The sequence below is a fragment of the Mesorhizobium sp. 113-1-2 genome, from assembly GCF_016756475.1.
GTDB classification, from domain to species: domain Bacteria; phylum Pseudomonadota; class Alphaproteobacteria; order Rhizobiales; family Rhizobiaceae; genus Mesorhizobium; species Mesorhizobium loti_C.
This window is the reverse complement of record NZ_AP023242.1, coordinates 759202-771320: the sequence shown is the minus strand read 5'-3', so window position 1 is coordinate 771320 and position 12119 is coordinate 759202. Positions and strand designations below refer to the sequence as shown.

The following is a 12119-nucleotide window of genomic DNA, read 5'->3' as shown; positions in this document are numbered from 1 at the left end:
ATATGGCAAAGCTCGACGCCATCACGCTTTCGGTCCTCCAGGCGGCTCTGCAGCAGGCCTGCGACGAGATGGACCTGACCTTTTCCCGTGCCGCCTTCTCGCCGGTCATCGCCGAAGCCAATGACCGTTCCGACGGCATCTATTCGGCCGTCGACGGCTCGCTGATCGCGCAAGGCAGCCAGGGCCTGCCGGTGTTCGTCGGCGTCATGCAATATTCGACCAAAACGGTGATCGAGATGATCGCCGACGGCCGTTGCCTGCCGCCGGAGCCGGGCGACATCTACATCGTCAACGATCCCTATCTCGGCGGCACGCATCTGATGGATGTGCGCTTTGCCATGCCGGTCTACAGGGGCGGCAAGATTTTCTGCTGGCTGTCCAACACCGGCCACTGGCCGGACATTGGCGGCTCGGTGCCGGGCGGCTTTTCGGCTTCCGCCACCGCGGTCGAGCAGGAAGGCCTGCGGCTGCCACCGGTGAAACTGTTCAAGAAGGGCATGCTCGATCCGGAGATCTACGCCATCATCTGTTCCAACATCCGCGTCGCCGACCAGCGCATCGGCGACATCAGGGCACAGGCCGCAGCGCTGCTGATCGGCCAGGACCGGCTCAATGGAATCCTGGATCGTTACGGCGACGAAACTGTCGTCGAGGCAATCGCCGAGCTGCGCCGCCGCGCCGCCGAGCAGATGCGCGCCAACATCGCGGCCATTCCCGATGGTACCTATTGCTCCAAGGCCTTTGTCGATTCCGACGGCGTGGTCAACGAGCCGCTGACCATCGCCCTCGCGGTGGAAAAGCAGGGCGATACGCTGACCTTCGATTTTACCGGCTCGTCGAAACCCTGCGCCGGGCCGATGAACAGCGTGCTGGCGACGACGCTGTCGTCGGTCTACCTCGCCATGCGTCATATCTTTCCGGATGTACCGATCAGTGCCGGCGCTTTCGAGCCGCTGATCGTCAAGCGGCCGGAAGGCACCTTCCTCGACGCCAAGTACCCGCGGCCCGTGTCCGGCTGTGCGGCCGAAGTGTCGCAGCGCATCGCCGAGGCGGTGTTCGCGGCCATGGTGCAGGCATTGCCGGACAAGGTGACGGCCGCGCCCGCGGGTTCCAGCGGCAATTTCGCGCTCGGCGGCAACGATCCGGCGCGCGGCCGCGATTACGTCATGTACCAGATCTCCGGCGGCGGCTATGGCGGCAATTCGGGCCATGACGGGCTGACCAATGGCTGCTCGACCATCGGCATTTCCAAGTCGCCGCCGGTCGAGATCATGGAGCAGGCCTTTCCGGTGCTCTATCGCCACTACGCCTTGCGCGAAGGCTCGGGCGGCGCCGGCAAGCATCGCGGCGGCTTCGGCCTCGCCTATGAGGTCGAAATCCTGCGCGGCGATGCCCGAGCCTCCTTCGTCATGGATCACGGCCGCTTCGGCCCGCAAGGCGCGCTTGGCGGCAGCGATGGCGCCGTCAATACGGTGACCGTGTTCCGCAACGGCGAGGAGCATGTGCCGCCGCATCTGTCCAAGGAGCAGGACATCCCGTTGAAGGCCGGCGACCGCGTGCGGGTCGGCACGCCGGGTGGCGGCGGCTATGGCGATCCGCGCGAGCGTGATGCCGATCAAGTGCAGCGTGACGTGGCGCTGGGATACTACACCTCAGAGGAAGCCAACGAGAAATTCGGTGTGGTCCTGTCGGCGGTCGATCTCAGCGTTGACCGCAAGGCAACGGACAGGCAGCGCGCCGGCTAGCGCACCGCCACCCGTCACGGCGCGGATCGCCCACCGCGCCGTGATCGCCGCAGCGCATGTCGTTTCCGTCTCCGCCGCACGCATGGAAGCCCGTAGACTTCTCGTCCTCAACGGGGATCTGGAACATGCGTCTTTTCGGTCGTTTCGTGCTTGCCGCTTCCGTCGCTCTCACGCTTGCCACCGGTGCTGCCAGCGCCCAGGACAAAAAGCTCAGGATCGGTACCGAGGGTGCCTATCCGCCCTTCAACTACGCCAATGCCGACGGCACGCTGGGCGGCTTCGACATCGATCTCGGCAAGGCGCTGTGCGCCGAAATGAAGGTTGAGTGCGAGTTCACCGTGCAGGATTTCGACGGCTCGATCCCCGCACTGCAGGCCGGCAAGTTCGATGCCATCATCAACATCACCATCACGCCGGAACGGGCCGAGAAGGTCGAGTTCACCCACAAATACTACCAGACGCCGCCGGCCATCGCCGTACCGAAGGATTCGACCATCGCGGGCACTTCGCCGGACGATCTGAAAGGCAAGGCGCTCGGCGTGCAGACCGCCACCATCCACCAGAAATTCGCCGAGCAGAAATATGCGGGCTCGACCGTCAAGGCCTACCCGACCGGCGACGACGCCCGCACCGACATGGCCAATGGCCGCCTCGACGCGATGATAGATGGCTCGATCATCCTGACCGAATGGCTGAAGAAGCCCGACGGCGCCTGCTGCAAGCTGCTCGGCACGCTGACCGCCGATCCGGCCATTCACGGCCCCGGCGTCGGCATCGCCCTGCAGAAGGGCAACAAGGAACTGGCGGACAAGTTCAATGCCGCCATCGACGCCTTGCGCGCCAGCGGAAAATACAAGGAAATCAACGACAAATATTTTGCCTTCGACGTCTACGGCAACTGAGACCGACAACAAACGCCCTCGGCGGTGTCGGTCGTCGCCGCCGTTTTTCGTGATCATGGAGACCTTCTTGGCTGAGCGGCGTTCCCCCTTCTACAGCAGCATCGTCGGGCTCGGCGCGGCCATGGGTCGGGTCGGCGGTGATTTCATCTCGGCCAAATACTACTCCGGCATCGCCGACGAGCACCTGAACACCCGCGCAAATGTCGGCGTGCAGGATCTCAGCACCATGGGCAAGATGGACATTAAGGGGCCGGAAGCGGAAGCGCTGGTCAACCATGTCATCGTCAATGATGCCGCGGCGATGAAACCGGGCCAGGTCCGCTATTCCACGGTCTGCCGCGAGGATGGCGGCATCATGGACGACCTCACCGTTTTCCGCCTGGCGCCTGAGCATTTCATGCTGGTGACCGGCTCGGTCAACCGGCTGAAGATGCTGCCCTGGCTGCAGCATCATGCCCAGGGGCGGAAAGCCTATGTCACCGACATCACCGCCGCCATTGCCTTCCCGACCATCCAGGGCCCGCGCTCGCGCGAACTGCTGAAGGCGATGATCGGCGATGCCGATCTCGACGGGTTGAAGCGCTGGGCGTTCACATCAGGCCATGTCAACGGCACCAGGGTCCTGATCTCGCGCACCGGTGTGACCGGCGAGCTCGGCTTCGAACTGTTCGTGCCGGCCGACGAGGCGGCTTCGGTCTGGGACGCGCTGATGCGGACAGGGGCGGACTTCGGCCTGAAACCTTATGGCGTGCTGGCGATGTTCACGCTCGGCCTGGAAAAGGCCTATCCGGCACATGGCATCGATATGGACGAGAGCCGCACGCCGTTCCATGTCGGCCTCGACCGCTGGATCAAGTTCGACAAGGGCGATTTCGTCGGCCGAGAAGCGCTGCTCAAAATCCGCGACAAGGGCCTCGACGAACGCTGGACCGGCCTGATCCTCGACGGCGACACACCGGCGGCTACAGGTGCAAGGGTGATGGCTGACGGCGAAGACGCCGGCATCGTCACCTACAGCGACCACGGCTATTCTCTCGGCAAGATGCTGGCGACCGCGCATCTGCGGCTGCCGTTCACCGCTGTCGGCACTGAGCTGAGTATCGATATCGCTGGCAAGCCGACCCGCGCGGTCGTGGCACCGATCCCCTTCTTCGACCCGGAAGGGATTAGGTTGAGAGGCTAGCGCGGCTTACTGAAGATCCTCGCTCATCCATCGGGTATGCCGACGGCAAGCAGGTCTCTGCGAAGATCCTCAAGGATCTTTGGGTCACGATACGGATCGATCAAGATGGCGCTTACGGTCGCATCGGGCCTTGCCGCCAGACACTGTCCGGCTGCGTGAGCGGCGAGTTGCTCGTTGCCCATTCTCCAATGGCAGACCGCCAGAAACGCATGTGCCCAAAATGCGTAAGAATGGAGGTTCCGGTAGGAGGCTATCGCCTCGGGATAGCGTCCGAGTACCAGGAGAACCTGTCCGCGTAGATCCCAGAACCAATCGTAATTTAGCGGATCACGCGCGATACAGACGTCCAGGTCGAACAAAGCTTCCTCATGCCGACCGAGATAGCTCCAGCACAAGCCCCGTATCGCTCTCGCTCGGGTTTCGTTCGGATTGAGGTTCACACCCTGCTCGAGATGCAGCAACGCCTCCTCCAATTGTCCCATGAAGATGAGCGTGTGACCGACCGCTGTATGGCTCCATGCCTGTTTCGGCTCAAGTTTTAGAGCACGCAGACCGTGGCTAAGAGCGACCTTGAGCGTGTTCCCGTCCCCCTCGAGTAGCCATTTGCTTGTGAGGACAGTCGCCATCATTGCATGGATGGTAGCGACATTCGGGTCGAGCTCGATCGCCCTGGCAAGGTAGGGCTCTGCTTCCAGAGTAGTGTCATAGCGAACCATCAGAACGCGAGCCTGAAGATACAGATCGTAGGCATCGAGCTGGGTGATCGGAAGGCGCCGTATCTTCTCCACACCCGAAGTTCGGATTGTGCCGATGACGGTGATGGCGACACTTCTGGCGATCTCTTCCTGAAGCTCAAAAATATCGATCAGCTCCCGATCGAATCGATCGGCCCAGATTTGATTGCCGGATCTGGCCTCTATGAGTTGCGATGATATCCTGACCCTGTCGCCGGCACGGCGAATGCTGCCTCGAAGCAGGTAGTCGACGGACAATTGCTTCGCGATCGTGACGGCATCGACAACCTTTCCCTTGAACACAAAGGAGGAATTGCGGGCTATCAGATGAAGTTCGCCGAATCGTCCCAGTTCGGTGATGATGTCCTCGGTGACCCCATCGCTGAAATACTCCTGGTTGGGATCGCTGCTCATATTCTCGAATGCAAGTACCGCAACGGCTGGCCCGCGGCTTGATGCGCCACCGGTCTGCGGTCTGGGCGCCTCGTCCATGCTCCTGCGCAACAGCCGGAGCTCGTCGCCAGGCTCCAGGTCCAGTTCGCGCTTCAGCAACAACTTGCAGGTCTCATACTTCTTGATGGCGAGCGCGGCCTGACCCAGGGCGATATGCGCCCGCATCAACGCGACATGCGACGGCTCCCGCAGCGGATCAAGAGCAACCAGCCGTTCGCAAATAGCAACGCGCTCGATGCCGCTCTCCGATTCCGCCAGAAGCTGGAACGCATCGATTGCCCGCAGGGACAGGTCGGCACGCACCTCGCGAAGCCAATCCTCGAAAGCGTTGTCAAACGTGCTCAAACCATCGAGAAAAGGGCCGGCATAGAGGGTGGCAGCCCGCCGCAGCTCAGCCGTGTCACGGCTCGCGGATGCAGCCACGAATTCAGTCACGTCGATGGTGAAGAATTTCGGATTGAGCGCGACACGATCCCCGACCAGGGCCAAGGCATCCGCCCCCAACCCGGTAAAGTCCTTGCGGATAGCGCCCAAGGCCTGCCGCAGGCTGTCCCTGGCCTGCTCCTCACCTCGATCGCTCCATAGAAGAGCAGCCAGCTTGTGACGCGTCGCCTCCTGTTTCGGCGCTACGGCGAGGACGCCCAGAAGCGCCCGGCTCCTCTTCGCGCGTACCTCGAGGGTTTCCCCGTCATGGGATGTCAGGCGAAAACCACCCAGCAGATCGAGCCGCGCCAAGCTCATCGCGATTTACCCTGAATTTCAGCCTTTTCCGCGATTTTCACGAGGCTTTTCACAGCCGTCTCACGCCCCGAATTCGATGCTGCCTCTCGCAACTAAACAACATCTGAGAGGAAACACCAATGTCGGTCGTCACAGAGGTTCTGGGAAAGGCGGGCGGGACTCTCAAGAAGAGGCTCTTGAAGCGGCCGAAGTTCCGTCTGGGTTGCTTCTTGTGTCGTATAACCGAGGCATATGCCTCAGCGACCTGGAAGGCCTACGGCGCGGCGACCGGTCTCGATGAGAATAGTCCCTAGCGGCGCTCCGACGCGGACTGCGACAAGTACTGAAGGGCTTCGCCCGAACGCCGCGAAGCGTCCGTTGGCTTGTAAATCACCCCCGCCGATCCAGCCGCGCCACCAATCGATCCCCCGCCCACTGGATGCCACAGACCAGGACGATCAGCACGATAACCACCGCCACCATCACCGAGGTCTCGAAACGCTGATAGCCGTAGCGGATGGCGAGGTCGCCCAAGCCGCCGGCACCGATCGCGCCGGCCATGGCCGAGGCGCCGATCAGCGTCACCAGCGTCACCGTGAAGCCGGCGACGATGCCGGGAAGCGCCTCGGGCACCAGAACCTCGCGGATGATCGTCCAGCGGTTGCCGCCCATGGCCCGCGCCGCCTCGATCAGGCCGTGGTCGACCTCGCGCAGCGACACTTCGGCGATGCGCGCATAATAAGGCGTGGCGGCGATCGACAGCGGCACGATGGCGGCCCAGGTGCCGATCGAGGTACCGACGATCAGCCGCGTCAGCGGGATCAGCGCCACCAGAAGGATAATGAAGGGCACCGAGCGGAAGCCGTTGATGATGGCGCCGAGCACGCGGTTCACCCACAGGCTCTCGGCGATGCCGCCGCGTTCGGTGGCGATCAGAGCGAGCCCGAGCGGCAGGCCGAAGACCAGCGAGATGAGGCCGGAGGCGGCCGTCATCAGCACCGTCTCCCAGATCGACCGCAGCAGAAGCTCAAACAGGACTGGCGACATGGCCAAGCACCTCCACCCGCGCCTGGCGGGCCTTCAGGAATGTAATCACTTCGGCGAGATGGCTTGCATCGCTGCCGGGAACGGACAGAAACAGCGTGCCGACGGGCTGCTGCTGGATATGGTCGATACCGCCATGGACGAGGCGGAAGGCGCCCGGAACAGAAGTGGCAAGGTCGGACAGCAGCGGGCCGCTTGCCGCTTCACCCGCCACGTCCACGCGCAGGATCGTCTCGGCGCCGGAAGCCGGCAGCAAGCGCGCCGCCAGTTCGGCCGGGAGCTCTGGCCGGATGGCGCCGAGCAGGCTTTTGGTGATGTCCGATTGCGGATCGGCAAACACCGACCAGACCGGCCCTTGCTCGACGATGCGCCCGGCATCGATCACCGCCACGCGGTCGGCGATCGAGCGGATCACCTCCATCTCATGCGTGATCAAAAGGATGGTCAGGCCAAGCTGCCGGTTGATATCTTTCAGCAGCGCCAGAATGGAGCGGGTCGTCTCGGGGTCGAGCGCCGAAGTCGCTTCATCCGACAGAAGCAGCGCCGGCCGTGCGGCGAGCGCCCGGGCGATGCCGACGCGCTGCTTCTGGCCGCCGGACAGCGAAGCCGGATAGGCCTTGGCTTTCTCCGACAGGCCGACCAGCTCGAGCAGCTCTGCCGCCCGCGCCAGACGCTCGGCCTTCGGGCGGCCCTCGATCTTCAGCGGCAGCGCCACATTCTCCTCGACCGTCTTGGCCGACAGCAGGTTGAAATGCTGGAAGATCATGCCGATGCGCCGCCGCAACGGCTGCAGGTCGCGCTCGCCGAGCCGGCTGATCTCGCGGCCCTCGATGAACACTTCGCCGGAATCCGGCCGCTCCAGCCCATTCAGGCAGCGGATCAGCGTCGACTTGCCGGCCCCGCTGCGGCCGATAATGCCGAGAATCTCACCCTTGCGCACCGTCAGCGAGATGCCGTCGATCGCCGGCGTGGCGCCAAAGCGGCGCCTCAGGTCGACGAGGCGCACCACGTCCTGCGACGCGTCGGGCCGGGCGTGGGTCGGATCGGCGATCTCCTGGGATGCCGTTATATGCTGGTTCATGCGGTTCCCTATTCTCGCCATCGCAAGACGCAATTGCGGCCCGCGCTCAGGCGCGGACCGCATTTGCTCTCGATCCGGTCGGATCAATAAGCGCTGAGCCCGGTGCCCTTGTAGACCTTGTCGAACTCGGCCTTCACCGCGTCGTTCTGGTACGAAGCCACCAGCGTCTTCACCCAGGCTTCGTTCTCATTGCCGACTTTCACCGCGATGAAGTTGCGGTAAGGATTGTCTGCGATCGGCTCCTGCGCGATGCGGTTGTCCGGCGTCAGGCCGCTTTTCAGTGCCCAGTCGGTGTTGACCACGGCGGCGTCGAGATCCTCGACCGAGCGGCCGACGATGCCGGCGTCGAGTTCCTTGATCTCGACCTTTTTCGGATTTTCCGCGATGTCGGCGGTGGTGGCGAGAATGCCGGTGCCGTCCTTCAGCTTGATCACGCCTTCGTTCTGCAGCACGCGCAGCGCCCGGCCTTCATTGGAAGGGTCGTTCGGTACGCCGATCACTGCACCTTCCGGCAGGTCGGCGACCTTCGTGTACTTCTTGGAGTAGAGGCCGATCGGCCAGACGCCGGTATAGCCGACACGCACGATGTGGTAGCCTTGAGTCTTGATCTGGTTGTCGAGATAGGGCTGGTGCTGGAAGGCGTTGGCGTCGATCTCGCCGCGCTCGAGCGCCTCGTTGGGCTGGGTGTAGTCGTTGAACACCACGGTCTCGATGGTCAGGCCCTTTTCGGCAGCCTGGGCGACCACGACGCGCCAGACATCCTCGTCCTCGCCGCTGATGATGCCGACTTTGATCGCCTTCTTGTCCTCGGCGAAGGACGCATGCGGCGCCATCAGGCTGCCGACCGCGACCGCCGATGCGAACAACAGAGCAAGGCCGCTGCGCCGGTTGATGGTTGACCAAAGGGAAGAGGGCAAAGTGTTGTTGACGTCGGACATGTCTGAATCTCTGCGGTTGTGAAGTCATGGCAGCAAGGCGGATTGCCTAGGCTTGGACACATCGTCAGAAATTCTATCGATTTTATCAAAGAACGTGTTTCGCCTTTGTCCTCGATGCCGGGAATATTCTCTCAAAAATTCCAAGACATGGAGCACAAGACGGCACCGGACTGACCGCAGCGGCGCTGCGCTGCGATCCGGTCGCCTTGGACGGGAAGATCAGATTCGGCTGGAGCCCGACACTGCTGCCGGTCTCAAAGCGCGATCCAGGCGGTCTTCAATTCGAGATATTTCTCCAGCGCGTGCAGCGACTTGTCGCGGCCGAAGCCGGACTGCTTGACGCCGCCGAGCGGCACGGTGATGTCGGCGCCGCCATAGGTGTTGACGTGGACGACGCCGGCATGGATGGCGCGCACCATGCGGTGCGCCGTGGACAGGTTTGATGTCCACACCGCCGAGGCCAGACCGTAGACGGTCGAATTGGCAAGCCGCACGGCCTCTTCCTCGGTGTCGAAGCGCATGACGCCAAGCACCGGCCCGAACACCTCCTCGCGCGCAAGCTGCATATCCTGCGTCACATTCTCGAAGATCGTCGCCGCCATGTAGCTGCCGCCGGTCTCGGCCAGGATCCGCTCGCCGCCGGTGACCAGCCTTGCGCCTTCTTCCCTTGCCTTGGTGACGAAGCCAAGATTCTTGTCGAGCTGCTCGGCGCTCGACACCGCGCCGATATCGCTTGAGAGATCGAGCGGATCGCCAACCCTGAGCCGCGTCGTTGCCGAAAGCAGTTCCTCCATGAAGCGGTCATAGACCGACGATTGCACAAGCAGGCGCGAGCCGGCGACGCAGACCTGGCCGGAATTGCGGAAAATGCCATTGGCCGAGACGACCGCGGCCTGCTTCAAATCAGGCGCATCGGCAAAGACGATGTTGGGCGACTTGCCGCCGAGTTCGAGGAAGACGCGCTTCAAATTGGAACGGGCGGAATAGTCGAGCAGCCGGCGGCCAACCGGCCCCGAACCGGTGAAGGCAATGGCGTCGACATCCATATGCAGGCCAAGCGCTTCGCCAGTGACCGCGCCACGGCCGGTCACGACATTGAGCACGCCGGCGGGCAGGCCGGCCTCGGCAGCCAGCTCCGCCAGCCGCAGCAGCGTCAGCGAGGCGATCTCCGGCGGCTTGACCACCACACAATTGCCGGCGGCAAGGGCGGGTGCGATCTTCCAGGCGCCGATCATCAGCGGGAAATTCCACGGCACGATGACGCCGACGACGCCAAGCGGCTCCTTGTGGATCAGCCCCAGCACGTTCTCGGCCGTCGGCGCGATCTCGCCATAGACCTTGTCGATCGCCTCGGCGTAGTAGCGGATGGTGCCGGCGGCCGACAGCGGCTCGGCCTTATAGGCCATGCCGATTTCGGTGCCATTGTCGCGCACGCCAAGCACCGCCAGCTCGTCGACATGCTTCTCGATCAGCTCGGCGAGCTTTGTCAGCACCTTCTTGCGGAAGGCGGGGGCGGCGCGCGACCACGAACCCTTGTCGAACGCCTTGCGCGCCGATGTCACCGCGCGGTCGACATCACTGGCATTGCCGTCGGCGATGCTGGCGAAGGCACGACCGTCGATCGGCGAAATGACGGGCAGCGTCGCGCCTGTTATTCCTTGGGACTGCGCGCCATCGATGAACAGGCCGCGCGCGCCGATTTCTATGTTGCGCAGGGTGTTGATGGCATTCTGGCTGATCATAATTGTCTCGCCTGAGGTAAATGGATTGCAGGGCAGCGTGTTGCGCCGCCCTGCGTCGGTCTCGATACGATGTTTCGCTCAATCCTTCAGCGGCAGGCCGAGGCTCTCGAAGGCGACCGGGTCGCGGCCGCGCAAGGCGCCGGCCAGCAGCAGCCCGACCACCGCGGCGATCAGCACCAGCCCCGGCAGGAGCACGCCGAGGAAGCCGCCGGCCCCCGACAGGCTGCCGAAATTGATGACGATCAGGTAGATGATGACGACGAAGGCGATGAAGGTCAGCCCGGGCAGGATGGTGGTCTTCACCGCGTTCTCCTGCGCCGACGGGTTGGCACGGAAGTACATGACCACGGCGAGCGAGGCGACCGCCATCATGACGATGACGCCGAGCGTCGCGACATTGGTCAGCCAGGAGAACAGCGCCAGCACCGGGTCGAGGCCGAGCACGGCGAACAGGCCGACGACAACCGCCGCCAGAACGCTCTGGATGACCGAGGCGACATGCGGGCTTTGATGCGCCGAATGCGTCACGCCGATCGACTGCGGCAAAAGCTTCTCGCGGCCCGAGACATAGATGTAGCGCGCGACCGCATTGTGGAAGGCCAGCACGCCGGCGAACAGGCTCGAGACGAACAGGATGCTCATGGCGTGCGTGAGCAGCGTTCCGGCATAGCGGTCGGACAGGCCGAACAGGAAGGTCGTCGGGTCCTGCAGGCCTTGCAGCGCCGGCAGCAACTTGTCGACGCCGGCACCGACCGCCATCAGCCAGGCGGTGACCATGTAGAAGACGCCGATTAAAAGCACCGAGAAATAGGTGGCGCGCGGAATGGTAACCTTCGGGTCGCGGGCCTCCTCGGCATAGATCGTCGTCGCCTCGAAGCCGATGAAGGCGGCGAAGCAGAACAGGATGGCGATGGCCGGCGCGCCCGAGGTGATCTGGCTCCAGCTGAACGGTGCGGCCGACAGGCCGCTGTCACCGCCGGTCTTGAGGATGGTCAGATCGAGGATCAGCACCACGGCGTATTCGCACAGAACCAGAACCGTCAGGATCTTCGCCGAGAGGTCGACCTGGCGGTAACCGAGCACGGCGACGATGGCGATGGCGGTGAAGCTCCACACCCACCAGGGCAGGTTGATGCCCCAGCCGGCGAAAAGCCCGGAGGTCGCGGCACCGAGCAGCCCCATGACGCCGATCTGCATGGCATTGTAGGACAGGATGGCGATCAGCGCCGTGGCGCCGCCGGCAAGACCGCCGAGGCCGCGCGCGGCGTAGGCATAGAAGGCGCCGGCATTGCCGACATGGCGCGACATGGCGACATAGCCGACCGCGAAGAGGAGAAGCAGCACCGTCACGATCAGGTAGGTACCGGCAAAGCCCGCGCCATTGCCCATCAGCATGCCGAGCGGCGTGCCGCCTGCGACCGCCGTAAGGGGTGCCGCCGCCGAGATCACCATGAAGGTGATGGCGCCGACACCAAGACTGTTCTTGCGCAGCCTGTTGGCCGGCGCCTGTTCCGAAACTGCTGACATTGGTCCCTCCTGTTTGCAAACCGGGAGTCGGTCCGCCGGCCGCTTGGCCT

The 12119-nt window shown here is 63.6% G+C and carries 9 protein-coding genes; 3 read left to right on the top strand and 6 right to left on the bottom strand.

Annotated features, from left to right (window positions below; all coding sequences use genetic code 11):
• The first annotated feature begins 2 nt into the window (after positions 1-2).
• From JN279_RS03610 to JN279_RS03600, 3 genes are all read left to right on the top strand, one after another.
• Positions 3-1745: a hydantoinase B/oxoprolinase family protein gene (locus JN279_RS03610; RefSeq protein ID WP_202353635.1), complete on the top strand. Its 1743-nt coding sequence runs from the start codon at positions 3-5 to the stop codon at positions 1743-1745.
• Between the two features lie 125 nt (positions 1746-1870).
• Complete coding sequence (locus JN279_RS03605) at positions 1871-2647, top strand: ABC transporter substrate-binding protein (RefSeq protein ID WP_202352007.1); 777 nt, start codon at positions 1871-1873, stop codon at positions 2645-2647.
• Between the two features lie 67 nt (positions 2648-2714).
• Entirely contained in the window at positions 2715-3830 is a 1116-nt protein-coding gene (locus tag JN279_RS03600; RefSeq protein WP_244734394.1) for an aminomethyltransferase family protein, read from the top strand.
• A gap of 23 nt (positions 3831-3853) precedes the next feature.
• Here JN279_RS03600 and JN279_RS03595 read toward each other — a convergent pair whose 3' ends face one another.
• The 6 genes from JN279_RS03595 to JN279_RS03570 all read right to left on the bottom strand — a co-directional run bounded on the left by JN279_RS03595 (position 3854) and on the right by JN279_RS03570 (position 12069).
• Positions 3854-5758, bottom strand: a complete 1905-nt coding sequence (locus tag JN279_RS03595) for a BTAD domain-containing putative transcriptional regulator (RefSeq protein WP_202352005.1) — start codon at positions 5756-5758, stop codon at positions 3854-3856.
• Positions 5759-6127: 369 nt separating this feature from the next.
• Positions 6128-6784 carry a methionine ABC transporter permease gene (locus JN279_RS03590; protein WP_202352004.1) on the bottom strand — a complete coding sequence of 219 codons (657 nt, stop codon included), beginning with the start codon at positions 6782-6784 and terminating at the stop codon, positions 6128-6130.
• The gene (locus JN279_RS03585) at positions 6765-7862 is read right to left on the bottom strand and encodes a methionine ABC transporter ATP-binding protein (RefSeq protein ID WP_202352003.1); all 1098 of its coding nucleotides are present in this window, start codon (positions 7860-7862) and stop codon (positions 6765-6767) included. Before JN279_RS03585 ends, JN279_RS03590 begins: the two co-directional genes overlap by 20 nt.
• A gap of 83 nt (positions 7863-7945) precedes the next feature.
• Positions 7946-8800, bottom strand: coding sequence for a MetQ/NlpA family lipoprotein (locus JN279_RS03580; protein ID WP_096452293.1), 855 nt, complete (start codon positions 8798-8800; stop codon positions 7946-7948).
• A gap of 254 nt (positions 8801-9054) precedes the next feature.
• The gene (locus tag JN279_RS03575) at positions 9055-10542 is read right to left on the bottom strand and encodes an aldehyde dehydrogenase (protein ID WP_202352002.1); all 1488 of its coding nucleotides are present in this window, start codon (positions 10540-10542) and stop codon (positions 9055-9057) included.
• Positions 10543-10620: 78 nt separating this feature from the next.
• Positions 10621-12069: an APC family permease gene (locus JN279_RS03570; RefSeq protein WP_202352001.1), complete on the bottom strand. Its 1449-nt coding sequence runs from the start codon at positions 12067-12069 to the stop codon at positions 10621-10623.
• Between the last annotated feature and the right edge of the window lie 50 nt (positions 12070-12119).

What these genes read in the sequence shown, in the direction of transcription:
- JN279_RS03610 (WP_202353635.1), top strand. Translation starts at nt 3, where the DNA reads ATGGCAAAGCTCGACGCCATCACGCTTTCGGTCCTCCAGGCGGCTCTG.
- JN279_RS03605 (WP_202352007.1), top strand. Translation starts at nt 1,871, where the DNA reads ATGCGTCTTTTCGGTCGTTTCGTGCTTGCCGCTTCCGTCGCTCTCACG.
- JN279_RS03595 (WP_202352005.1), bottom strand. Translation starts at nt 5,758, where the DNA reads ATGAGCTTGGCGCGGCTCGATCTGCTGGGTGGTTTTCGCCTGACATCC.
- JN279_RS03590 (WP_202352004.1), bottom strand. Translation starts at nt 6,784, where the DNA reads ATGTCGCCAGTCCTGTTTGAGCTTCTGCTGCGGTCGATCTGGGAGACG.
- JN279_RS03585 (WP_202352003.1), bottom strand. Translation starts at nt 7,862, where the DNA reads ATGAACCAGCATATAACGGCATCCCAGGAGATCGCCGATCCGACCCAC.
- JN279_RS03580 (WP_096452293.1), bottom strand. Translation starts at nt 8,800, where the DNA reads ATGTCCGACGTCAACAACACTTTGCCCTCTTCCCTTTGGTCAACCATC.
- JN279_RS03575 (WP_202352002.1), bottom strand. Translation starts at nt 10,542, where the DNA reads ATGATCAGCCAGAATGCCATCAACACCCTGCGCAACATAGAAATCGGC.
- JN279_RS03570 (WP_202352001.1), bottom strand. Translation starts at nt 12,069, where the DNA reads ATGTCAGCAGTTTCGGAACAGGCGCCGGCCAACAGGCTGCGCAAGAAC.